The sequence below is a fragment of the Herminiimonas sp. GW821-FHT09C12 genome (assembly GCF_059416385.1).
Window position 1 is genome coordinate 1,968,211 of the sequence record NZ_JBWKPC010000001.1, and the last position, 23,049, is coordinate 1,991,259.

25 protein-coding genes are annotated in these 23,049 nt (G+C 51.5%); 18 read left to right on the forward strand and 7 right to left on the reverse strand.

Going from position 1 to position 23,049, the window contains the following annotated elements; translation table 11 throughout:
- The first annotated feature begins 153 nt into the window (after positions 1 to 153).
- Genes AC07N2_RS09250 through AC07N2_RS09295 form a run of 10 tightly spaced genes read left to right on the forward strand, consistent with a single transcriptional unit; the run spans position 154 to position 9,186 of the window.
- Positions 154 to 1,170 (forward strand): TRAP transporter substrate-binding protein, encoded by a 1,017-nt coding sequence (locus AC07N2_RS09250; protein ID WP_494777969.1) that lies wholly within the window; start codon positions 154 to 156, stop codon positions 1,168 to 1,170.
- Complete coding sequence (locus AC07N2_RS09255) at positions 1,167 to 1,721, forward strand: TRAP transporter small permease (protein WP_494777970.1); 555 nt, start codon at positions 1,167 to 1,169, stop codon at positions 1,719 to 1,721. Before AC07N2_RS09250 ends, AC07N2_RS09255 begins: the two co-directional genes overlap by 4 nt.
- Positions 1,718 to 3,067: a TRAP transporter large permease gene (locus AC07N2_RS09260; RefSeq protein ID WP_494777971.1), complete on the forward strand. Its 1,350-nt coding sequence runs from the start codon at positions 1,718 to 1,720 to the stop codon at positions 3,065 to 3,067. Before AC07N2_RS09255 ends, AC07N2_RS09260 begins: the two co-directional genes overlap by 4 nt.
- Positions 3,068 to 4,735, forward strand: a complete 1,668-nt coding sequence (gene mdcA / locus AC07N2_RS09265; RefSeq protein ID WP_494777972.1) for a malonate decarboxylase subunit alpha — start codon at positions 3,068 to 3,070, stop codon at positions 4,733 to 4,735.
- A gap of 9 nt (positions 4,736 to 4,744) precedes the next feature.
- Positions 4,745 to 5,059, forward strand: a complete 315-nt coding sequence (mdcC, locus tag AC07N2_RS09270; RefSeq protein ID WP_494777973.1) for a malonate decarboxylase acyl carrier protein — start codon at positions 4,745 to 4,747, stop codon at positions 5,057 to 5,059.
- Positions 5,056 to 5,952 carry a biotin-independent malonate decarboxylase subunit beta gene (locus tag AC07N2_RS09275; protein ID WP_494777974.1) on the forward strand — a complete coding sequence of 299 codons (897 nt, stop codon included), beginning with the start codon at positions 5,056 to 5,058 and terminating at the stop codon, positions 5,950 to 5,952. Before mdcC ends, AC07N2_RS09275 begins: the two co-directional genes overlap by 4 nt.
- Positions 5,952 to 6,668 (forward strand): biotin-independent malonate decarboxylase subunit gamma, encoded by a 717-nt coding sequence (locus AC07N2_RS09280; RefSeq protein ID WP_494777975.1) that lies wholly within the window; start codon positions 5,952 to 5,954, stop codon positions 6,666 to 6,668. Before AC07N2_RS09275 ends, AC07N2_RS09280 begins: the two co-directional genes overlap by 1 nt.
- Positions 6,652 to 7,323, forward strand: coding sequence for a malonate decarboxylase holo-[acyl-carrier-protein] synthase (gene mdcG, locus AC07N2_RS09285; protein ID WP_494777976.1), 672 nt, complete (start codon positions 6,652 to 6,654; stop codon positions 7,321 to 7,323). The genes AC07N2_RS09280 and mdcG overlap by 17 nt, the downstream gene beginning before the upstream one ends.
- Positions 7,320 to 8,222, forward strand: coding sequence for a triphosphoribosyl-dephospho-CoA synthase MdcB (mdcB, locus tag AC07N2_RS09290; RefSeq protein ID WP_494777977.1), 903 nt, complete (start codon positions 7,320 to 7,322; stop codon positions 8,220 to 8,222). Before mdcG ends, mdcB begins: the two co-directional genes overlap by 4 nt.
- Before the next feature lie 16 nt (positions 8,223 to 8,238).
- Entirely contained in the window at positions 8,239 to 9,186 is a 948-nt protein-coding gene (locus AC07N2_RS09295; protein ID WP_494777978.1) for an ACP S-malonyltransferase, read from the forward strand.
- 110 nt (positions 9,187 to 9,296) lie between these two features.
- On the opposite strand, the gene AC07N2_RS09300 is transcribed toward AC07N2_RS09295, so the two are convergent.
- The 7 genes from AC07N2_RS09300 to radC form a co-directional block, all read right to left on the reverse strand.
- Positions 9,297 to 10,013, reverse strand: coding sequence for an MgtC/SapB family protein (locus AC07N2_RS09300; RefSeq protein WP_494777979.1), 717 nt, complete (start codon positions 10,011 to 10,013; stop codon positions 9,297 to 9,299).
- 113 nt (positions 10,014 to 10,126) lie between these two features.
- Positions 10,127 to 10,867: a PA4824 family protein gene (locus tag AC07N2_RS09305; protein ID WP_494777980.1), complete on the reverse strand. Its 741-nt coding sequence runs from the start codon at positions 10,865 to 10,867 to the stop codon at positions 10,127 to 10,129.
- A gap of 521 nt (positions 10,868 to 11,388) precedes the next feature.
- Entirely contained in the window at positions 11,389 to 12,051 is a 663-nt protein-coding gene (gene bluB / locus AC07N2_RS09310; RefSeq protein WP_494777981.1) for a 5,6-dimethylbenzimidazole synthase, read from the reverse strand.
- 105 nt (positions 12,052 to 12,156) lie between these two features.
- Entirely contained in the window at positions 12,157 to 13,020 is an 864-nt protein-coding gene (locus AC07N2_RS09315) for an alpha/beta hydrolase family protein (protein ID WP_494777982.1), read from the reverse strand.
- A gap of 208 nt (positions 13,021 to 13,228) precedes the next feature.
- A complete protein-coding gene (gene rpmG, locus AC07N2_RS09320) occupies positions 13,229 to 13,396 on the reverse strand; it encodes a 50S ribosomal protein L33 (RefSeq protein ID WP_012080405.1) in 168 nt (55 codons plus the stop codon).
- Between the two features lie 22 nt (positions 13,397 to 13,418).
- Positions 13,419 to 13,655 (reverse strand): 50S ribosomal protein L28, encoded by a 237-nt coding sequence (rpmB, locus tag AC07N2_RS09325; protein WP_011871857.1) that lies wholly within the window; start codon positions 13,653 to 13,655, stop codon positions 13,419 to 13,421.
- A 235-nt stretch (positions 13,656 to 13,890) separates the two neighbouring features.
- Positions 13,891 to 14,565 carry a RadC family protein gene (gene radC, locus AC07N2_RS09330; RefSeq protein WP_494777983.1) on the reverse strand — a complete coding sequence of 225 codons (675 nt, stop codon included), beginning with the start codon at positions 14,563 to 14,565 and terminating at the stop codon, positions 13,891 to 13,893.
- Positions 14,566 to 14,689: 124 nt separating this feature from the next.
- Here radC and AC07N2_RS09335 point away from each other — a divergent pair, with 124 nt between their 5' ends.
- From AC07N2_RS09335 to oxlT, 8 genes are all read left to right on the forward strand, one after another.
- Positions 14,690 to 15,145: an FKBP-type peptidyl-prolyl cis-trans isomerase gene (locus AC07N2_RS09335; RefSeq protein WP_076593668.1), complete on the forward strand. Its 456-nt coding sequence runs from the start codon at positions 14,690 to 14,692 to the stop codon at positions 15,143 to 15,145.
- Between the two features lie 104 nt (positions 15,146 to 15,249).
- Positions 15,250 to 16,179, forward strand: coding sequence for a 4-hydroxy-3-methylbut-2-enyl diphosphate reductase (ispH, locus tag AC07N2_RS09340; protein WP_494777984.1), 930 nt, complete (start codon positions 15,250 to 15,252; stop codon positions 16,177 to 16,179).
- A 363-nt stretch (positions 16,180 to 16,542) separates the two neighbouring features.
- Positions 16,543 to 17,472, forward strand: coding sequence for a branched-chain amino acid ABC transporter permease (locus tag AC07N2_RS09345; RefSeq protein WP_076593671.1), 930 nt, complete (start codon positions 16,543 to 16,545; stop codon positions 17,470 to 17,472).
- Between the two features lie 9 nt (positions 17,473 to 17,481).
- Positions 17,482 to 18,696 (forward strand): ABC transporter permease subunit, encoded by a 1,215-nt coding sequence (locus tag AC07N2_RS09350; RefSeq protein WP_076593672.1) that lies wholly within the window; start codon positions 17,482 to 17,484, stop codon positions 18,694 to 18,696.
- Positions 18,697 to 18,705: 9 nt separating this feature from the next.
- Complete coding sequence (locus AC07N2_RS09355; protein WP_494777985.1) at positions 18,706 to 19,476, forward strand: ABC transporter ATP-binding protein; 771 nt, start codon at positions 18,706 to 18,708, stop codon at positions 19,474 to 19,476.
- Positions 19,476 to 20,201: an ABC transporter ATP-binding protein gene (locus AC07N2_RS09360; protein ID WP_494777986.1), complete on the forward strand. Its 726-nt coding sequence runs from the start codon at positions 19,476 to 19,478 to the stop codon at positions 20,199 to 20,201. The genes AC07N2_RS09355 and AC07N2_RS09360 overlap by 1 nt, the downstream gene beginning before the upstream one ends.
- Before the next feature lie 275 nt (positions 20,202 to 20,476).
- Positions 20,477 to 21,169, forward strand: coding sequence for an aquaporin Z (aqpZ, locus tag AC07N2_RS09365; RefSeq protein ID WP_494777987.1), 693 nt, complete (start codon positions 20,477 to 20,479; stop codon positions 21,167 to 21,169).
- Positions 21,170 to 21,675: 506 nt separating this feature from the next.
- Positions 21,676 to 22,995, forward strand: a complete 1,320-nt coding sequence (gene oxlT / locus AC07N2_RS09370; protein ID WP_494777988.1) for an oxalate/formate MFS antiporter — start codon at positions 21,676 to 21,678, stop codon at positions 22,993 to 22,995.
- Positions 22,996 to 23,049 lie beyond the last annotated feature (54 nt).

Below are 23,049 nucleotides of genomic sequence, written 5' to 3' on the forward strand. Positions count from 1 at the left end.
CTTTGCTACCTATCCAGTGAAATAGTTGTTGTATCAGCAATGTTACAGAAATGCGCTTGACAATGTATGCATACTATAAGACCTTGTATACAAAAATAGCGTATAAAAAAGCAAGAAGTAGAAAAACATTTCCATTCTAACTAGGAGAGAGACATGACTTCACAGAAACGTAGAACGATTTTGGGCGCACTGGCAACAACACCTTTGTGGGGCAGCGCTGCATGGGCGCAAACCACGACCTTGAAGATTTCCCATCAATTCCCTGGCGGGACGATCAATGAAGGCGATTTTCGTGATCGTCTGGTGCGCGTGTTTGCTGAGGAAGTTGGCAAGCGTAGCAAAGGTGGCCTCAAATTTGAGATTTATCCTGGTTCATCGCTGATGAAGACCAACGCGCAATTCTCGGCCATGCGTAAAGGCGCGCTGGATATGTCATTGGTGCCGTTGAATTATGCCGGCGGTGAAGTACCAGAAACCAATATCGGTTTGATGCCTGGTTTGGTGACGTCTTACCAGCAAGGCTCGGCTTGGAAAAATGCCGAAGTCGGTAAAGAGCTGTCGCGCATACTGGCTGAGAAGGGCATTGTCATCGTCAGCTGGATCTGGCAGGCAGGCGGTGTCGCATCGCGCGGCAAGCCTATCGTCGAGCCGGGCGATGCCAAAGGCATGAAGGTCCGCGGCGGTTCACGCGAAATGGATCTGATCCTGAAAGAAGCTGGCGCTGCGGTGGTTACGCTGCCTTCGAATGAAATCTACGCTGCGATGCAAACCGGCGCGATGGATGCCGCGATGACGTCATCGACTTCGTTCATCTCCTTCCGTCTGGAAGAAGTGGCAAAGAGTCTGACGACTGGTCGCGACAAAGCTTACTGGTACATGTTTGAGCCGCTGATGATGTCCAAGGTTGTGTTTGATCGCCTGAGCAAGGAACAGCAAGACATCATCATGGGCGTTGGTGCTGATATGGAGAAATTCGCTCTGAAGTCGGCACAGACAGATGACGTGCTGGTGGCTGCGGTTTATCAGAAAGCTGGCGCCAAGGTAGTCGATCTGAATGCGGCGACCGTCAAGAAATGGCAAGACATTGCACGCGTGACAGCCTGGAAGGACTACGCTGCGAAGAATGCCAATTGCGCCAATCTGTTGAAACTGGCGGAGAAGCTTTTGTGAGCCATGGGTTTGAAATGATGCCGGCGGCCAAGCCGCCGGTTCCCGCTAACGCAACGCTCGCTGCCATCGCCAGATTGCTTGATAAGTACAACAAGCTGGCGGTGTTTCTCGGCATGATTGCCTTGCTTCTGACCTCGTGCATTCTGACTTACTCGGTGGTGGTGCGTTATTTCTTTCACCATCCTACCGATTGGCAGGATGAGGCGTCGGTCTTCATGCTGGTTGGTGTCATCTTCCTTTGTTCCGCTTATGTGCAGTCGTTGCGCGGCCATATCGGGATTGAAGCTCTGGCCAGCTTATTGTCGCCAACTGCCAACCGTATCCGCATGTTCATCGTCGATCTCGTGTCATTGGCTTTCTGCACCTTCTTCGCATGGAAATCATGGACTTTGTTCCATGAAGCCTGGGTAGATGGGCAAACGACATCGTCGACCTTTGCACCTCCATTGTGGATTCCGTATTCGATGATGGCGCTGGGCATGAGCATGTTGACTCTGCAATTACTGGTACAGGTATTGACCCGTATTACAGGCACCAAGGAAGCCGTATGACACCTCTTACTCTCGGTGCCTTGTACGGCATCATTACTATTGCTGTGATGTGTTCCGGCATGCCTATCGCTTTTGCTTTGGGCGTGGTGGCGACTGGTTTCATGTATTTCTTCATGCCGGAATCGTCGCTCGATACGGTGACGCAAAACGTGTATGAAGAAATTGCTTCCATCACTTTGTTATCGATCCCGCTGTTTATTCTAAAAGGCGCAGCGATAGGCAAGTCGCCGGCCGGTAAGGATTTGTACTCGGCCATCCATGCCTGGCTCAATCGTGTACCTGGTGGTCTCGGTATCGCTAACGTCTTTGCCTGCGCATTGTTTGCGGCAATGGCTGGTTCATCTCCTGCTACATGTTCGGCTATCGGCTCTGCCGGTATTCCGGAAATGCGTAGACGCGGTTATTCGCCTGGTTTTGCTGCGGGCATCATTGCAGCAGGTGGCACGCTCGGCATTTTGCTGCCGCCTTCCATCACGATGATCTTGTACGCAGTCGCCGCTGAGCAATCGTTGGGACGCTTGTTTTTGGCTGGTATTGGTCCTGGCGTGTTGCTGGTATTGCTATTCGCCAGTTATGCGGTTTATCGGGCGCGCAAGGAATACAAGATGGCGCATGCGATCTACCAAAGCGGTGGCGAAAAATCGGCTTACCTAGACGATGAGCATTTCACTCTGGCGCAGAAAGTAGAAATGCTGCCACGCGTGTTGCCATTCCTGATCCTGTTGATCGGTGTGATGGTGGCTTTGTATGGAGGCTTTGCAACGCCGTCTGAAACAGCCGGTCTGGGTGCTTTGCTGGCGATTATTTTGATTGCCGTGGTTTATCGCATTTACAAGCCGCGTGATCTGGCACCGTTCCTGAACTCGACCATCAAAGAGTCCGGCATGTTGCTGCTGATTATCGGCATGTCTCTGCTGTACTCCTATGTGATGAGCTATCTGTACATCAGTCAGTCGGCGGCGCAATGGGTGGTCGACATGCACTTATCGAAATGGTTGTTGCTGTCAGTGATCTTGCTGATGGTGATCGTGCTCGGATTCTTTCTGCCGCCGGTATCCATCATTCTGATGACTGCGCCTATTATCTTGCCGCCGCTCAGAGAAGCCGGTTTCGATCTGATCTGGTTCGGCATCGTGATGACGGTGGTCATGGAGATGGGATTGATTCATCCGCCGGTGGGACTTAATTTGTTTGTCATCAAGAATATCGCGCCCGATATTGCTTTATCGGATGTGATCAAGGGAACGATACCGTTTCTGGCTTTGATGTTTTTGGCAGTCATATTGCTGTGCCTGTTCCCAGGTATTGCGACGGGTTTGCCTGATATGTTAATGGGAGCAAAGTAAATGTTAGGTAGTGAGCGTGAGTGGAATCATCAGCAGAAAAACCGCGATGCGCGTTTGACGCGTGCCGCGGCTACGCTGGGGGCTGCACTCAGTGGCAAGTTGGTAGCAGCGGAGCGCATGACGGATCTGTTTCACAGCGTGATTGAGTCGGGAGATCGCGTCTGCCTCGAAGGCAATAATCAGAAGCAGGCCGATTTTCTCGCTGGTGCTTTGTGCCAACTTGATCCGGCACGCGTGCATGATCTGCACATGCTGCTATCCGTATTAGCCCTGCCTGAGCATCTCGATTTGTTCGACAAGGGCATCGCGTCCAAGCTGGATTTTTCTTTCTCTGGTCCGCAGGGTGCACAACTGGCAAGGTTGGTCGCGGCTGGCAAGATCAATATAGGTGCGATCCATACTTATCTTGAATTGTTTGGCCGCTACTTCATCGATCTGACGCCGCGCGTGGCTTTGGTCGCTGCGCAGGCTGCAGATAGACACGGCAATTTGTACACAGGGCCGAACACCGAAGATACGCCGGCCATCGTGGAAGCAACAGCCTTCAAGAACGGCATCGTCATTGCGCAGGTCAATGAAATTGTGGATGTGCTGCCGCGTGTTGATATTCCTACGGATTGGGTTGATTTTGTGGTGCAGGCACCGACGCCACATTACATCGAACCTTTGTTCACGCGCGATCCTGCCTTGATTTCCGAAGTACAGGTCTTGATGGCGATGATGGCGATCAAGGGTATCTACGCCGAGTATGGCGTCGAGCGTATCAATCACGGCATCGGTTTCGATACTGCGGCGATTGAGTTGATCTTGCCGACCTATGCGGAATCGCTGGGCTTGAAAGGCAAGATAGGCCGTCATTGGGCCTTGAATCCGCATCCTGCATTGATACCCGCGATCGAAGCCGGCTTTGTCGAATCGGTACATTCCTTTGGCTCCGAGTTGGGCATGGAGCGTTACATTGAATCGCGTCCGGATGTATTTTTTGTCGGTCGCGATGGCTCGATGCGCAGCAATCGTGCGATGTGTCAGGTAGCCGGGCATTACGCCTGCGATATGTTTATCGGCTCGACTTTACAGATCGATTTGCAGGGCAATTCATCGACTGCAACCTTGGGTCGTATTGCCGGTTTCGGCGGCGCACCTAATATGGGCTCGGATGCACGCGGACGACGTCATTCCAGTCCTGCATGGTTGAAGGCTGGACAGCAGGCACAACAAGGCAAGAAAAAAATACCGCGTGGCCAGAAGCTGGTGGTGCAAATTGTGGAAACTTTCCGCGAGCACATGCAGCCGGCTTTCGTGGAAGAACTGGATGCCTGGCAATTGGCTGAGCAAGCCAAACTGGATATCCCGCCAGTCATGATCTACGGCGACGATGTAACGCACATCCTGACTGAAGAAGGTATTGCCAATTTGCTGCTGTGTCGTACTGAAGAAGAACGCGAGCAAGCGATACGCGGTGTGGCTGGCTATACGCCAGTGGGTATGGCGCGTGATCGCAAGATGGTGGAGAACCTGCGTGATCGCGGCATCATTCTGCGCGCAGAAGATATGGGCATCGATAAACGCATGGCGACCCGTGATTTATTGGCAGCAAAAAATATGAAAGATCTGGTACGTGCATCCGGTGGTTTGTATGCGCCGCCCAAGCGTTTCAGAAACTGGTAAGGCTGGATTATGGAAACCTTGAATTTTCGTTTTGAAAATGGCAGCAAGCGACTTGCCTTGCCTGCCAACATGGTTGGCGTTGTCAGCTCGGGCAATCTCGAAGTTTTGATCGAGTCAGCCGAGTTGAACGGTGGCTGTGAAATCGAAGTAAAAACTGCAGCAGTCGGCTTCGGTGCGATCTGGCAGGCAGTCATCTCCGATTTTCATCAGCGCTGGTCGCTGGAAAATGTACGCATCCTGATTAACGACGCAGGTGCAACACCTGCGGTCGTCAGCCTGCGTTTGGATCAGGCGGTAGAGTCGGTGACGGGAGCTGCAGCATGATCAGTTATCTGGAAGCCAATGCGCGCCAACGTATCCATGCCTTGTTGGATGCAGGATCGTTTGAAGAATTTCTGCCACCGACCTTACGCATAGTCAGTCCGCATCTGGCGCAACTCGACACGCCAGCGTCGTTCGATGATGGCGTGGTTATCGGTCGCGGCACCTTGCTGGGGAAAAACGTGTTGGCCGCCGCGCAAGAAGGCGGCTTCATGGGCGGCGCAGTCGGCGAGGTGCATGGCGCCAAGCTGGTCGGCTTATTGAAGCGCGCCATTGTTGATCGTGTGGATGGCGTAGTGTTAATGCTGGAAACCGGCGGCGTGCGCTTGCATGAAGCGAATGCAGGCTTGATCGCCGTATCAGAAGTGATGCGTGCCGTACTCGATACGCGTGCAGCGAATATTCCGGTCATCGTTTTGGTCGGCGGCGCGAATGGCTGCTTTGGCGGCATGGGCATCGTTGCTTGTTGCGCGAATGAAATCCTGATGTCGGAAGAAGGTCGACTCGCTATGTCGGGACCGGAAGTGATAGAGACGACGCATGGCGTTGAAGAATTCGATTCGCGTGATCGTGCATTGGTATGGCGCACGACGGGCGGCAAGCATCGTTATTTACTGCGCGATTGCAATGTCGTTCTGCCTGACGATATCAATGCATTCCGCCAAGCTGCATCTGATGCCGTGGCGCGTTACAAACATGAATCTGCCGAGCTGACTTTGGAAGCATTGGAATCTGAACACGCTCTGCTGGATCAGCGTTTGAAAGATTTTGGTGATTTCTCCGAGCCTATGGATATCTGGTCGAAGTTGGGCATTGCCGAACCTGATGTGTTGCCGATGCTGGACGCCGATGCTTTTATGCAGCGTGTAGGCTCTTGCCGTGCGGGAGAACAATAATGGAATGGCAAACATTGGCAGCACAGTTATTCCCGCAAGGGCATGACATCGTTGAGGAAGATTATTTCTTGCGCGGGACAGCGACGGTTGGTGATCAAAGCATCGCCGTGATTGGCACTACCGGCCATACGCCTATCGGTGTGGAAATCGCATTGGCGCAGGCGAATGCGATTCTGGATACGATGCGTAACTTCCCGGGGCGTCCTTTGGTGATTCTGGTCGATACACAAGGTCAGCGTTTGCGTTATCGCGACGAGATGTTGGGTATCAACCGCTATATGGCGCATTTAGGTAAATGTATCGATGTGGCACGTCGTCGCGGCCATGCAGTGATTGGTCTGGTCTACGATCAAGCGCTTTCAGGTGGCTTCATCACCAGCGGTTTGATGGCTGATGCCTGTTATGCGCTGCCCGAGGCAGAAATTCGCGTGATGGGATTACCAGCCATGGCGCGCATTACCAAGGTGCCGGAAGAGAAGCTGATAGAACTTGCCAAATCCAATCCGGTCTTTGCGCCGGGTGCAGAGAATTATCTGAATATGGGTGGCGTCGAGGAAATCTGGCAGGGCGATTTGGCATCCTGTATTTCCCGCGCTTTGCAACAAGCAGACAGTATTGATCACCGCAGTGCACGCGGATTGGAAAGAGGCGGGCGCAAAATGTCCCTGCCGGTTACCCAAGCCGTGCTGGGGACGCGAGATGTTTTACCGTCATAACAGGATTTGGCTAACGACTAGAGGATGGGAGAGTGTATGTGCAGCGGCGGTAAGCGCACATGCACATGAACTGGCGCGATGGGCTGAGCATGATTGGCCGCTCATAGTGCGCCGAAGTGAGTCTGATCTATTGCCAAACACGCTGAGCCTCGGACTGGCCTTGCCGCCGGACCCATCTACCGGCTTGAAGACGCGTATTCCGTTCACAGTGCACTTGAATGACATTGCACGCCATGAGCCACCTCTGGTTCTTGCGGCGGCAAAGTCGGCCTTGCCATTGATGTGGCGGGCTGCATTTTCTGAATTGTCTGATGAAGCATGCAATAGACAGTTGGAGTTTCGCGTCTATGGTTCGCTCGCTCTGCAGGCTGTAACAGCTTTGCCTTATCTCACGGCGACCTCTGACATCGACGTACTGTTTTATCCGCACACGCATGCGCAACTGCAGCAGGGCTTGGATCTTTTGTGTTTATATACCAAACGATTGCCGCTGGATGGCGAAATCGTTTTTCCATCGGGACGCGCAGTGGCGTGGAAAGAATGGGTTGATGCCACCGATCATCCGAACAATGTGCGCGTACTGGCAAAGAGCATGTCGTCTCTGAATTTGATAGGCGTCGCAAGTTTGTTGTCTGAACTGGAAGAGTTATCGTGAAACAGTTAGCGAGCGCTGTGAACATTTCATCAAGACATCTTGAAGGCAATGATCGTGCCGCGGCATCCTTGCGGGCTTTCTGTTTGCGCACCGCTATTTATGCGATTCGAAGTCTGCATGCTGAACTTGTTTTGTACCCCAAACCAGGATTGGTATCGCCGATAGACAATGGCAGCCATACGGATATGGATGCTGGCGTATTCATGCGCAGCCTCTTTTCCTTGCGCCATTACTTTATTCAAATCACACATGCAGGAGCGCAAGCTGCACCGTTCAGCGTATTGAAAGAATTGGGCGTACAAGCGGAAAGACGCATGCTGGTGGCAACCGGTGGCATCAATACACATCGTGGCGCTATTTTTTCGCTGGGTTTGCTCGGCGCAGCAGCAGCTTATTGTTATGCGCATGGATTGCCTTTGTCGGCCATTCGTCAGGTACTCATGCAGCAATGGGGCGAGGGCTTGGCGGCACATGCGATGCCTTCGGTAGCCGGCTTATCCAATGGTATTCGTGTTGCGCATCTTTATGCGGTTGGTGGCGCACGTGCAGAAGGATCTCAGGGATTTCCTGCGGTGTTTGAAATCGGTGTGCCGCAATTGCAGAAATCGTTGGCACGCGGCAGTACTGCATGTGATGCACAGACCGATGCGCTCTTCAGCTTGATGGCGCAGATGACGGATACCAATATCTATCACCGCGGTGGATCAGATGGCGCAATGTTGGTTCAACAGAGCGCGCAACGATTCATGCAGTTAGGTGGAACCGCGCATCCGGATTGGCGCAATACGGCACTGGAATACCATCGTTTATTCATGAGAGAAAATTTGTCGCCGGGCGGGGCAGCAGATATGCTGTCAGCCAGCTGGTTCGTGTACCAGCTCACGCAAGTAGTCGAATAAGTTTTACAGGATAGTAATGATTAATCGCGTTGCCATTTTATGTTCCGGGCAGGCAGGCCAGCATGCCGGCATGTTCGACCTTGTGCGTGAAGATGTGCACGCCAATCAGTTACTACAAGCGTGGCCGCTGGAAGAGTTATGCGGTCATCCCTTGTCGGAAATTTTATCGGATGAACGTTTGTTGTTCTCCAATCCGATTGCACAACCTTTGGTCGTCGCGGCGATATTGGCAACGTGGGAAGCAGTAAGAAAAATTATTCCCAAGCCGGTGGTGGTTGCCGGTTACAGCATAGGCGAGTTGGCATCGTGGTCGGTCGCAGATGCACTTGCAGCGGAAGAGACGATCAGACTCGCTGCATTGCGAGCGAAGTTGCTGCAAGCATGCATCGCACCGAATCAACCGCAACAGATGCTTGCGATTTCCTTGTCACAGTCCTTGGTGCAAATGGCTGAGATAGAACCTTTACTGCTGGCGCATGGTTTTTATATTGCGATTGAAGTGGATGAAGATTCTGTGATCGCAGGTGGATTGCTTAATCAGGCTGATGCACTGGAGGCAGCGATTATCGCTGCTGGCGGCAAGGTCACGCGTCTGCCGATAGAGATCGCTTCGCATACGCCGTGGATGCAGACTGCGGTCAGTCCGTTCGAACAAGCAGTGGTCGCCAGCAATATCAAGACGCCATCCTTCCCTGTATTGGCTGGAATTTCCGGTGCACGCCTGCATGACAAAGATGCTGCTGCGCCCATGCTGTCGCGTCAGTTGGCAGAGACTATACGTTGGCAGGCAGTGATGGATGGTTTGAATGAGGCTGGGGTAACGATGGCGATTGAACTCGGCCCCGGTGCTGCTTTGGCCAAAATGTTGAAGACGCGTCATCCGCATATCCAATGCCGTTCCATCGCAGAATTTAAATCATTGGCTGGTGTGAAGAAATGGGTAGCGCAATATACGGATATATAAAGTGCGCTGAGCAGACATGCTTTGCTTGATCCCTATCGTTTGCATCGATACTAAAGCATGACTCGGACGAAGATTGATCCGAGTCATGCATCTCAAAATGTAATGAGTTATCACTCAGTAGTACTAGGGCTCCAAAACGCCTGACTGACCATCAACGAGGCAGAGAGTCTTTGCACCAATGCATCTAGCTCATCGCCATCTACCGACGTGGCTGCCAGTGTTGCTTCGATCTCTACATCGTCTTCACCAAAGGCATGAATCTCCAGATCACGCGTTGGATAGTTACCACGCTCCAGCTCTGCTTCCAGCATGACCAGCACTTCCTTTTGCCGCTCACGACTCGCGATGACATAGACCGTATTGGTCACTTCAGCCGATGAGACATCGAGTGGTTTGCGATTGATCGCATTGACGATAGGACGCAGCAAGGTGTTCGCGGCCAATACGAAGATAGTGCCCAATATAGCTTCAAGAATCAGATCGGCACCGGCAGCCGCACCTACTGCAGCTGATCCCCATAGCGTCGCAGCGGTATTGATGCCGCGTACATTGCCTTCTTCTCGCATGATGACGCCGGCACCTAAAAAACCGATGCCAGAGACAACGTAAGCCACTACATGGACTGCTCCGTCATGCCCGCCAAGCCGATTGGCCATATCGACAAACATGGCTGCACCTATCGCCACCAAAACATTGGTACGCAAGCCGGCTGTGCGTTGCCGGTACTGCCGTTCAAAGCCTATGAGTCCACCCAGTACGAAGGCTGTAGTGAGGCTCAACAGTGTGTCGAGCAGGGAAATCAGATTGACGTTGTGGATTGCTTCCATATTGTTCTCCAGTACGGTCTGCGCCGATCACCCTGTCAAAAGGGCGATTACGCAGGCGATAAATATTCGGGGTCGGGCATGGTGTTATTTCGTTTTGTGGTCAGACTTGTGCATCACGGCAAGAAGGGCAGGGATAGCAAGCGCAAGCCGATGGAAAACCATCGTTGGCTGGTATTGCTGCCGAACTGGTTGCCGTATGTGGTATCGATCTGGATGCGGTTGGGCACGATCCAGTGACGCAATCCCATTTGGTAAGAAGGCTTGCCCTGGTTTTGACCAAAGGTTTCGGCGATCAGCCAGGTACGTTCAGTCAATTGCGTTTCGGAACCCACGCCCCAGGTAAGACGATCGCGTTTGTTTTCCTGTTCACGCAGCCAGCCGGTGTTTGTGTGCAGTACAAACTTGTCGTCATTGAAGGAAAAGCTGAGCGGCACGTTGGCATACAGATCACGCCCGCTACCCGATTGCGGATGGCGATCAATTCCTACGGTGAGTGCTGCGCCCCAACCATTTGTTTCCAATGGTTTAAGCAGAGTCTTGCCCTGCAATATCTGATCCGAGGTGAAAGTGCCTGCGGCATCATCGTGCGTACGGCTACCACCCATGGTTACTTCAAGATTGCCGCTAAAGTTGCAGGCAGGCATGGCCCAATATTCGGTACTACCGCGGTTCATCTTGACCCAGCTTTCAAGCTGGCATGACTTGTCATCAACGATGCGTGCATCGTCAGTAATCATGGGTCGTGCCGCATGCGCAGAAGTCGCAAGCGACCACAAGAGCAAGCTCAGTACTACGCTCAGTGGCGGATAGGCCGCGCCAAAACGGCCGGGATGTTGAAAACGAGTCATACGCATGGTGATCCTCCTCAGTGGTTAAAGAGGCGGAGTCTTTGCGTAAGCACAGCCTAACTGACGCACCGTTTGGACACGGTACGTACAGTTTGGCCAGCATGCCAAACGGCATGCGTTGTTCATGATCTAGCGATCCTTACAAGGATGGCAGATCAGTCATAGTCTAAAGAGAAGTAAGACGTTTCCAGAATAGGAACGTATGGGAACGTCGCCTCTCGCATACAGCGAGATAGCGACAGGGAGCCTGCGCGTTATCTCGCCGAGATTTTGCCGGTTTCCTGAACCGGCCAACTACTATCACTCGAACAAGTGCCCACAAGGCTCTCCGCAATTATAAAAACGGGCAGATTGTACAACGTCAAATTGCGTTGATGGGAAAAGTTTTATTCGCAATTCGCAATCTTTGTTTTTAATTAACACAATGAAATGCGCTGGCAATTTTGCAAGATGGATGAGTCGCCAGTTTTGATATGGCCGATCAATTGATGGTGAGAATTACGCCACGTATGTCGATGCGAGATCGATTAGCCCAGGTGTGGCGATTGCGTGTTCCATGAATTTTCAAAACAGATATCGCTGATTGCCTTCCTCTTATCCCAGGCTTCGATTTCCAGCATAGGTGCCGGATAGAATTCGTTGACATGACCCAGGCACAAAATGGCGATAGGTTGGCTGCCACTCGGCATGTGACATAGTTCGCGTAATGTTTCGGGATTGAATAAAGAGACCCAGCCCAGACCGACACCTTCGGCTCTGGCTGCCAGCCACATATTCTGTATCGCGCAGCTGGCAGAAGCTAAGTCCATTTCCGGCATGGTGCGTCGGCCAAAAATATACTTTTCTCTGTGGTCGATTAAGCCGACAACCAGCACTTCCGCACAGGAGAGTATGCCTTCCACTTTCAGCCGCATGAATTCGTTCGAGCGTTGCTCAAGTGCGTCGGCAGTTGCTATGCGTTCTTCTTCAACATGTTGTTGTATGGCGATGCGTAATGCGTTATCCGTGATGCGTATGAATCGCCAAGGTTGCATCAGGCCTACGCTTGGGGCCATGTGTGCAGCACGAATGAAGCGTTCCAGCTGGCCGTCTTCAAGTGGTGTCGAGAGAAAATGGCGCATATCGCGCCGTTCACGTATCGCTTTATAGACCGAGGCGATTTCTTCAGGTGAAAATTTATTTGAATTCATATCGTCGTGGTGCTTCGATGCAGATCGCATGATTGCGATTACGCGGTGTGCTTTTCCCGTAAAGACATTTGATGTTGGTTGTTGTTGGTGTATCGATGGCGCGTGTTATTGCAGATGTTGAGCAAGGCCTATCTTTTTAAAGAACTCATCCATCAGCGGCACCCAGATTTTATCGGTCTGTCTACCTTCGAAAAATCCGTGACCGTCACCGCCATAGGGCGGCACCATCTCGAAGCGCACATCTACCTGTTTTTCGCGATAGGCTGCGGCCAATTTCTTTGCCAGATTCGGGCCGAAGAAATGATCGTTCTCCGAATACATCCATAGCATAGGCACATGTGTGCTGCTTGCATAATGGCTGAAGGCAGCGACCAGCTTGTCTTCGCTGCAGACATCGTCGGGACCGCGTGAACCGCGACCACCGGCAAAGTTGATGGTACCGATCACACCAGACGGATTCTGGCTCGACAAGGCGAGCACGCCGAAACCGCCGGCGGATTTACCGATTAGAACGATATGCGTAGCGTCTACATAAGGCAGGCTGCGCGCATAGTTCAGGGTTGCATTGATGTCCTTGGCGCTTTCCAATCCTGCGGAAATATAATCGGGATTGCTGCAGTTGTAGTAGTTCTCGGCCCAGGGACCATCGGACTTGCCATAGCCGCGACGCAAGGGATTAATAACGACAAAACCATGAGCGGCGAATAGTTCAGCCTGTCGTGCGTAGCTGTCTTTTATTTTGTTGAAATCGGCACGGTCGCGTGGTGTGCCGTGGTTGATTACCAAAAGTGGAAAAGGGCCATTGCCTTCCGGTTTGTATTCTGTACCGGCGAGATTTATGTGCGATTCGCCAAAAAAACCTTTGACGCTCATCGGTATGCTGATTTCCTGCCGGGTGACGGCTTGTGCATGAGCGATCATGGTTGCACAAAGCAGAGCAGCGATAAACATCGTTTTGTGCAGTTTCATCTTTTCACCCGTTTGGAAAAAGTTTTACTTACTGACTTGTTGTGATCGTTATGCATTTTTATCAAGCTGTTATGGTTGATATGCCTGATCAGCGAAAACTTTATCATGCGGATGAGTGACGGGTTGAGCTGTATTTATCTTGTTGCGTTGTGTACAGATAAAAAAAGCCGCTTCAAGGAAGCGGCTTTTCTGCGAAACAAAAGATCGATTACTTGATCTTGGTTTCTTTGTATTCAACGTGCTTACGGACTTTAGGATCAAATTTCATGATCGCCATTTTTTCCGGAGTCGTACGCTTGTTTTTTGTAGTCGTGTAGAAGTGACCCGTACCTGCGGTCGATTCCAACTTGATTTTGTCGCGGCCAGATTTCGCCATGATGGTTCCTTTATTCTGCTAGTTAGACTTTTTCGCCACGAGCACGCATATCGACTAACACGGCATCAATGCCGATCTTGTCGATGACACGCAGACCGGCGTTGGACAGGCGCAGGGAAACCCAGCGATTTTCCGACTCAACGAAAATGCGGCGATTTTGCAAGTTAGGCAAAAAACGACGTTTCGTTTTGTTGTTTGCATGGGAAACGTTGTTGCCAACCATCGGCCCTTTCCCAGTGACTTGGCAGACACGTGCCATAAATGTGCTCCTAAAAGAATTTCCGAAATTGGAAAAAAAGTGAGTATATCCAAAAAATCGCGATTATTCAATGACTTGCGTAAATTAATTGTGTCTTCGTGCATTTGTAATATTTAACAATTTGAATTCACAATGTAACAATGCTGAATAAGGACTGTTGCCTAGAGTGAGCGCGAGCGATCAGCGGGTTTGCCCCATGGTTTGCTTCTAGTGGGGCACGTGACATCTTGAATGTCTAAAGCTGACCGTGCTCTGCAAATGAATGCACATGCTTGCCGGCGACGACAAAGTGATCGAGTACGCGTACATCAACCAGGGCGAGTGCTTGTTTCAAGGCTTGTGTGAGCGTTTGGTCGGCGGGGCTGGGTTCTGGCGTGCCGGAGGGATGATTGTGCGCGAGGATAATGCTGGCGGCGTTATGTGCGAGTGCCGCCTTGACAACTTCTCTGGGGTAAACCGAGGTGTGTGTCAGTGTGCCTCTGAATAATTCTTCGCAGGTGATTAGGCGATTTTTGACATCTAGGAACAGGACAGCGAACGATTCATAGGCTCTGCCACCGAGCAATAGTTGCAAATATTGCCTGACAGCTTGTGGTGAACTGAGTGCGACGCCATTTTGCAATTCTTCAGATAGTGAGCGTTTAGCTAATTCCAGCACGGCTTGCAGTTGTGCATATTTGGCAGGGCCGAGGCCATTCATTTCCGAGAAGTCGCTGAGGCTGGCTGAAAACAGACCGTTAAGCGAGCCAAAGTGCGTCACCATATCGTGCCCCAGATCGACGGCGCTTTTACCCGTCACGCCGACACGGAGGAAGACGGCTAGTAACTCTGCATCCGACAGTATTGCTGCGCCGTGTTTGATCAAACGTTCGCGTGGCCGGTGCTCTTCCGGCCAGTCTGTAATCGCCATATTTCCCCTTGATATAAGAAAAAAAATCGAAAGAAGATCGCTTTGTGCTGCTGTTTTAATTAACGGAAGGCTGGAATGCGCTAGGTGGCTTAAAATAGCGACTGTCGTGCAACCCGGAATTTTAATGTCAAATTTACCACATCCTGTTGTTACTGAAACCGCCTACCTGACGTTGCATTACCGTCTCGCAGCGATGGATGGCGAAGATATCGTCAGCACTTTCGCGGATAACCCAGCCACGCTGCAATTAGGTCAAGGCCAATTGGCACCGTTTCTGGAAGCTTGTCTGATCGGTTTGGAAGAAGGCGTGCACCAGACGTTTGAATTGCCGCCAGAGCGCGCATTCGGTCCGCGCAATCCGGAACTGTTGCAGCGCTTGTCGGTTTCTGTGCTGGATCAAAACTCTGTTCCAGGCGACGATTATTCGATTGGTGATCTGGTGAAATTTGCTGCGCCTAGCGGTGGTCAGTTTGCCGGTGTCTTGCGCGAGATCGATGCCGAAACTGCCTTGTTCGACTTCAATCACCCGCTGGCAGGTCAGTCACTGAAATTTGAAGTGAAGATTATCGGCATACTGTAACGAGTGAATTGCAGCCAGTTCAATGAGCCTATAAGGCTCCGATACAGAAACACATTTATAACCAGACCTTGTATCAGCAAGTTCTGGAGCAGCCAAGGATAAAGATGGATACCGAAATTTTACTTGCTCAGCCGCGTGGTTTTTGCGCCGGCGTTGATCGCGCGATTGAAATCGTTGAGCGTGCCTTGACCGAATTTGGTGCGCCGATTTATGTGCGCCACGAGATTGTGCATAACGCCTATGTCGTGACTGATCTACGCAATAAAGGCGCGATCTTCATTGAAGAGCTGGACGATGTGCCGGCCGGCAATACGGTGGTGTTTTCTGCGCATGGCGTATCGAAGGCAGTGCAGGCAGAAGCAGAAAAGCGTGGCTTGCGCGTGTTCGATGCAACTTGTCCACTTGTCACCAAAGTACATATCGAAGTAGAGAAGATGCGTCGCGATGGTCGTGAAATCGTCATGATCGGTCATGATGGCCACCCGGAAGTCGAAGGCACGATGGGGCAGATCGAAGATGGTATGCATCTGGTCGAAACGGTTGGCGATGTCGAGAAGCTGCAAGTGCAGAATCCGGACATGGTGTCGTACGTGACGCAAACCACACTGTCTATCGACGATACGGCCGACGTGATCGCGGCATTGAAAGCCAAGTATCCGCATATCTCAGAACCGAAAAAAGCGGATATCTGTTACGCGACCACCAATCGTCAGGAAGCCGTCAAGTTCATGGCGCCGCAAGTCGATCTGGTGATCGTCGTTGGTAGCCCGAACAGTTCCAATTCCAACCGCTTGCGCGAAGTCGCAGAGAAAAGAGGCGTGCCGGCATATATGGTCGACTACGCTGCACAAATCAATCCAGAGTGGTTAGCGGGCAAGCGTCGTATCGGCGTGACGGCTGGTGCTTCTGCGCCGGAAGTGTTGGTGCAAGCCGTGATCGATAGACTCAAGGAATGTGGTGCGAAGAGTGTGCGCACACTGGAAGGCGTGGAAGAGCATGTGATCTTCCCGTTGCCGAAAGGCTTGAAGCGCTAACAGTGAGGTCTGCATGATGCAAAGCTTATGCAGACAAATTGGATAGCGTTTGTGGTGCATTCGGTATAATCGCCGCCAGCTTCCTCATCGTTTGCAGATATTGATAGGCTGCAACGATTTTATTGTGAGACGAACTGGAGACAACAACATGATTCCATCCTGGATTACATCGATTCTGGCGATTGCTATTCGTCTCGCTGAATAAATAGAATTACCCCTCGCGGCACTCTTGAGATTAATCAGGGTGCCGTTTTTGTTATCTGGAACGATTATTGCCATGCTTGTGCATGATGCTGTCGGCAAGTGTTCCGATTCCTGGCAACAAAATCACTGGATACGATCCTCTAAGAGAGTTGGCAAACTATGGATATTTTCATCCAGCAAATCATTAACGGCTTGGTGCTCGGCAGCATGTATGCGCTGGTCGCACTTGGTTACACGATGGTGTATGGCGTACTGAACCTGATCAACTTTGCACACGGTGATGTATTGATGGTCGGTGCGATGGCAGGTTTGACCATACTCAAAATGGTGAATACCGTCGCGCCCGATTTGCCCGGCATCGTCAAGTTGATCATCGCGATCCTCGGTGCGATTCCTGTGTGCGTTGCCGTGAACGTGTTGATCGAACGTGTCGCCTATCGTCGCTTGCGCAATGCACCGCGTCTGGCACCACTGATTACTGCGATTGGTGTCTCCATCCTGTTGCAAACCTTCGCCATGATGATCTGGGGCCGCAGCCCGATTCCATTCCCGCAAGTGATGCCGACTGATCCTTTGCACATCATGGGTGCATTGATTTCGCCTACACAGGTGATGCTATTGATACTTGCGACCGTTGCGATGGGACTGCTGGTTTTGCTGATTGAAAAAACCAAGATGGGTCGTGCGATGCGTGCCACGTCCGAGAATCCGCGCGTGGCCGGTTTGATGGGCGTTGATTCCAATCGCGTGATTGTGATGACGTTTGTGATTGGTGCGATCTTGGCAGCAATTGCGGGCGTGATGTGGGCGGCCAATTATTCGTCGGCGCAGTTTGCGATGGGCTTTGTACCTGGACTGAAAGCATTTTCTGCCGCGGTGTTGGGCGGCATCGGCAATATCTATGGTGCGATGCTGGGCGGCATTTTGCTTGGCTTGATTGAAAGTCTGGGTGCGGGTTACATCGGCGATCTGACTGGTGGTTTCCTTGGTAGTCATTATCAAGACATCTTTGCCTTCGTCGTCTTGATCATCGTCCTCACGCTACGACCGTCCGGCATCATGGGCGAACGTGTGCCTGATCGTGCGTAAGGGGAAATCATGTCCAATTATTTCGATACCAAAAACAATCCGCGCAAGGCCTACACCGGCTTGCTGGTCATACTGGCGATTGCGCTGATCTTTCCCTTCATTGCGCAGAATTTCGGTAATTCGTGGGTGCGCATCATGGACTTTGCGCTGCTCTACATCATGCTGGCGCTGGGTTTGAATGTGGTGGTCGGTTTTGCCGGTTTGCTCGATCTTGGTTATATCGCTTTCTATGCAATCGGTGCGTATCTGACGGCCTTGCTGGCGTCGCCGCAATTCGCGGTAGTGCTGGAGTCATTCGTTAATCAATATCCTCCTATAGGTGAAGCATTGCTGTGGGTCTTCGGTCCGGAGATTGCGCAAAACGGCATACATCTATCGCTGTGGGCGATCGTGCCGCTGGCAGCTTTAGTGGCTGGCTTCTTCGGCGCCGTACTGGGTGCGCCTACGCTCAAATTGCGCGGCGATTACTTGGCCATCGTCACACTCGGCTTCGGCGAGATCATCCGGATATTCATGAACAATCTGAACGGTCCGGTCAATATTACCAATGGTCCGCAAGGGATCAACATGATCGATCCGATACGCATCTTTGGCGTATCGCTGAATGGTGAAGCAGGATCGCGTGCAACTGTCATGATCGGTGACTACGCGATGCCATCGGTGAATGCCTATTACTTCTTATTCTTGTTTCTGTGTATCGCGATTATTTTCATCTCGGTGCGTTTGCAGAATTCGCGCTTGGGCCGCGCCTTTGTCGCGATACGTGAAGATGAAATTGCTGCCAAGGCAATGGGCATTAATACGCGCAACGTCAAGTTACTGGCATTTGCAATGGGTGCATCGTTCGGTGGTGTGGCCGGTGCGATGTTTGCTTCCTTCCAGGGTTTTGTATCGCCGGAATCTTTTTCGCTGACGGAATCAATTGCCGTGCTGGCGATGGTGGTACTGGGTGGCATGGGGCATATTCCTGGTGTGGTACTGGGCGGTATTATTCTCGCCGCGCTGCCGGAAGTCTTGCGTCACGTGGTGGAGCCTTTGCAGCAGAGTCTGTTCGGCGAAGTCCTGATTGATGCGGAAGTCTTGCGTCAGTTGCTCTATGGTCTGGCGATGGTGTTGATCATGCTGAATCGTCCTGCTGGTTTGTGGCCTGCGCCCAAGAGCGAAGACAGGCCGACTGCGGATACGGATACCGCCAAGAAATCGACTGATGTCGTCGCTGTATAAGAGGATGCCATGAGCGAACAAATCATTCTCAATATTGCCGATGTCAGCAAGCGCTTTGGCGGCTTGCAGGCTTTGTCCGACGTCAACGTCAAAATCATGAAGGGCCAGATCTACGGTTTGATCGGGCCGAATGGCGCAGGTAAAACGACCTTCTTCAATGTGATCACCGGTTTGTATCAGGCTGACAAAGGAAGTTTCGAGTTGGCCGGCAAACCTTATTCGCCTTCTGCACCGCATATGGTGGCGAAGGCGGGCATTGCGCGCACGTTTCAAAATATTCGTTTATTCGGCGAAATGACCGCACTGGAAAACGTCATGATCGGGCGTCATGTGCGCACGCATCAAGGTTTGTTTGGTGCTGTGTTTCATCACAAGGCGGCGCGACGGGAAGAGGCCGAAATACGCGAACGTTCCATGGAGCTGCTCGACTTTGTCGGCATTGCACAGTTTGCGGATCGCACTGCGCGTCACTTATCGTATGGCGATCAACGTCGATTGGAAATTGCACGTGCGCTGGCAACTGATCCGCAGTTGCTTGCACTGGATGAACCGGCAGCCGGTATGAACGCGACGGAAAAACTAGGTTTGCGTGAATTGCTGGTCAAGATCAAGGCGGAAGGTAAAACCATTTTGTTGATCGAACATGATGTGAAACTGGTGATGGGTTTATGTGATCGCATCACAGTGCTGGATTACGGCAAACCGATAGCTGAGGGCATTCCTGCTGATGTGCAAAAGAATCCAGCCGTGATTGAAGCCTATCTAGGAGGCGGACATTAATGGCCGATAACGTATTGAAAATTACTGGCTTGAAAGTCGCATATGGTGGCATTCAAGCGGTCAAGGGCGTCGATCTTGAAGTCAACAAGGGCGAACTGATTACCTTGATTGGTGCGAACGGCGCAGGTAAAACCACGACGCTGAAGGCGATTACCGGCACCTTGCCGGATTGCCGAGTGGAAGGGCATATCGAATATCTGGCTCAACCTATCAAGGGCTTGCGTTCATTCGAACTGGTGCGTAAACATTTAGCGATGGTGCCCGAAGGTCGTGGCGTATTCACGCGCATGTCGATTCAGGAAAACATGTTGATGGGTGCGTTCACACGTGACGACAAGGCTGGTATCGCGGCGGATATCGAGAAGTGGTTTGATATCTTCCCACGCTTGAAAGAACGTGCAGCGCAAATGGCAGGCACCTTGTCTGGCGGTGAGCAGCAGATGCTGGCAATGGCGCGCGCCTTGATGAGTCATCCGAATCTTTTGCTGCTGGATGAGCCATCGATGGGCTTGTCACCGATCATGGTTGAGAAGATTTTTGAAGTCATCCGAACGGTATCGGCGCAAGGTATCACCATCCTGTTAGTCGAGCAGAATGCGAAGCTGGCATTACAGGCAGCACATCGTGCTTATGTGATGGAGTCCGGTTTAGTCACCATGCAAGGCGATGCACAGCAAATGCTGAACGATCCTAAAGTCAGGGAAGCCTATCTGGGCGAAAGTTAATCTAAGGCATCTTTAGCACTTCTTTATTTTCTTGCTTTTTTAACAAAGCATGCCATCCTGATTCGATTACCCAATGCACTATTTGCATTTGGGTAAGTCGCGTGCATAGCCGTGTGTAGGTCTCGTATCTGCAATAGCGCTATAAGTTAAAAATCACAATTGCTTGCAAACGACGAAGTGGAAACATGATTAAATTTTTCGCAAATAAATCATTTATCTGACTGTGTCGCAGCTAGGTGCGCACCGTCTCTTTCCATCTCTTTCAGGGAGTTGTCATGAAACAATACGGTGCGGAGTTCTTCGGGACTTTCTGGCTTGTGCTCGGCGGATGCGGCAGTGCAGTTCTGGCTGCGGGTTTTCCCACTCTTGGTATCGGTTTCCTCGGCGTTGCGGCTGCGTTTGGCTTGACAGTATTGACGATGGCGTTTGCCATAGGCCACATCTCCGGCTGCCATCTCAATCCGGCAGTTTCTATCGGTCTGTGGGCTGGTGGTCGCTTCCCTGCGAATAAACTCTTGCCTTACATCGTGGCGCAAGTGTTGGGCGGTATCGTTGCCGGTGGTGTGCTGTACATCATTGCCAGCGGCACCGCAGGTTTTGACGTTGCCAAGGGATTCGCCTCCAACGGTTATGGCGAGCATTCGCCAGGTGCTTATTCGCTACAGGCTGCCTTGGTCTGTGAAGTCGTGATGACGATGTTTTTCCTCTTGGTCATTCTTGGCGCAACGGACAAGCGAGCACCAGCCGGTTTTGCGCCGATTCCAATTGGCTTGGCGCTGACTTTGATACATCTCATTTCCATCCCGGTTACGAACACCTCTGTGAATCCTGCGCGTAGTACGGGCGTGGCGGTGTACGTTGGTGGTTGGGCGACTGGTCAGCTCTGGCTCTTCTGGGTTGCGCCTATCATCGGCGCTTTGCTGGGAGCCTTAATTTATCGCTGGATAGGTAACGAGAAAAACGCTTAAGGCTTGATCTGTGCAGGCATGTGGCGAGTGCTGAAAACTTGCCTCATGCCGCATCAGAGTTTTTAATCATGTCGGCTTGAATGCACCCATGGCCAACATCAGGAATAGATGCGTATGGCTAATTACATGCTAAACGCGCTATTTATGTGCGGGATTGTTCTGAAATATGGCGATAGCGCACAAAAAAGATGCGCTCACACTACGTTGCGTCCAAAATCGGGCGTGAAGGGCATCTACTGCTCTGGTTTTCAAATCCGTTAAAAGTGACATGTTACTTGTCGCTCTCTGCTTCTCCTTCCTTATTTTCGGTTACTGGCACCAAGTTTGCTTAACGTAGTGTGATCAGTAAAAACTGCAGGTTTGTTTCAAGCCCGTTCGATCGATATTCTTCAACCCTTGACAAATGTTTTTATGGGGCTTAACTTACGCTTAAATCTGACATGTCAGTAATAGACATGCTTATTTGAAGGGCGCAAAGAGGTTCCATAACTACATCGGAGACATTTATGAATCGCATCAGTACAACCAGCTCGAGTTTGTCGAGCAGCACCAGATGGTGGCAGCTCTTCTTTGGCGTCGTCGCCATGATGGCTATCTCCAGCCCGCAATATGTATGGGCTTTGTTTACAACTGAATTAACAGCGTCGCTGGGCGTATCGCTGACGGAAGTGCAGGTCACCTTTGCGATTCTGATCGTGGCGCAAACGTTTCTGTCGCCATTCCAGGGTTTCTTGATCGATAAGTTTGGCCCGCGTATGTTGCTGTCTGCCGGCGCGATCTTGACGGCACTGAGCTGGGTCTTGGCATCGACCGCGACCAGCGTATGGGGCCTGTACTTTAGTTATGGTTTATTGGGTGGTGTCGGTACCGGCATTATTTACGTCGGTGTCGTTGGTCTGATGGTGCAGTGGTTCCCGGACAAGCGCGGCTTTGCTGTTGGTATGGTTGCAGCGGGTTATGGCTTCGGCGCGATTCTGACAACGTTTGCCATTTCCAGCAGTATCAAATCGGCTGGTGTCTCAAGTACCTTGATGACTTTTGGTTTGATTATTGGTGTGGTTGGCTTCCTGGCTGCGCAAGGTATGCGTCGTCCGCGAGTAGATGAAGTGGCTACGCTGGCTGTACAACACACATCGACGAGCCCGAATCTGGAATCGAAGCATGGCTACAAATCGAGCGAGATGCTGAAGAAGCCAGTGTTCTGGTTGATGTTCATCATGATGACGATGATGTCTACTTCGGGCTTGATGGTTATTTCGCAAATGGGTGCATTCGCTAAAGACTTCGGTGTGCACGATGCGATGGTCTTTGGTATGGCGGCTTTGCCGCTGGCATTGACGATCGATCGCTTTGCGAATGGTTTGACACGTCCGTTCTTCGGTTGGGTGTCGGATCGTATCGGTCGTGAAAACACCATGTTCATCGCTTTCGGTATGGAAGGTGTTGCGATGACCTTGTGGTTGATGACGACTGATAACCCAGTGTTGTTCGTCTTGTTGTCTGGCGTGGTGTTCTTCGGTTGGGGCGAAATTTTCTCGCTGTTCCCATCGATCCTGACGGATACCTTCGGTACCAAGCATGCAACGACAAACTATGGTTTCTTGTACATGGCGCAGGGTGTAGGTTCCGTCTTGGGTGGTCCGCTGGCAGCGATGATGCACGAAGCAACAGGTTCGTGGACTCCGGTGTTCATGACGGTGATTGGCATGGATTTCATGACGGCTATTCTGGCTCTGGTTATTCTCAAGCCTATGCGTCGTAAATTCCTTGCTGATACCAAGAAGGAAATGGAAATGAGTAGCGCTGCTGCGCCTGCTTTCAAGTAATACCGGTTTTCCGGAGTCGGTGTTGAGCCGGCTTCGGAAAAACGTTTAGGGATT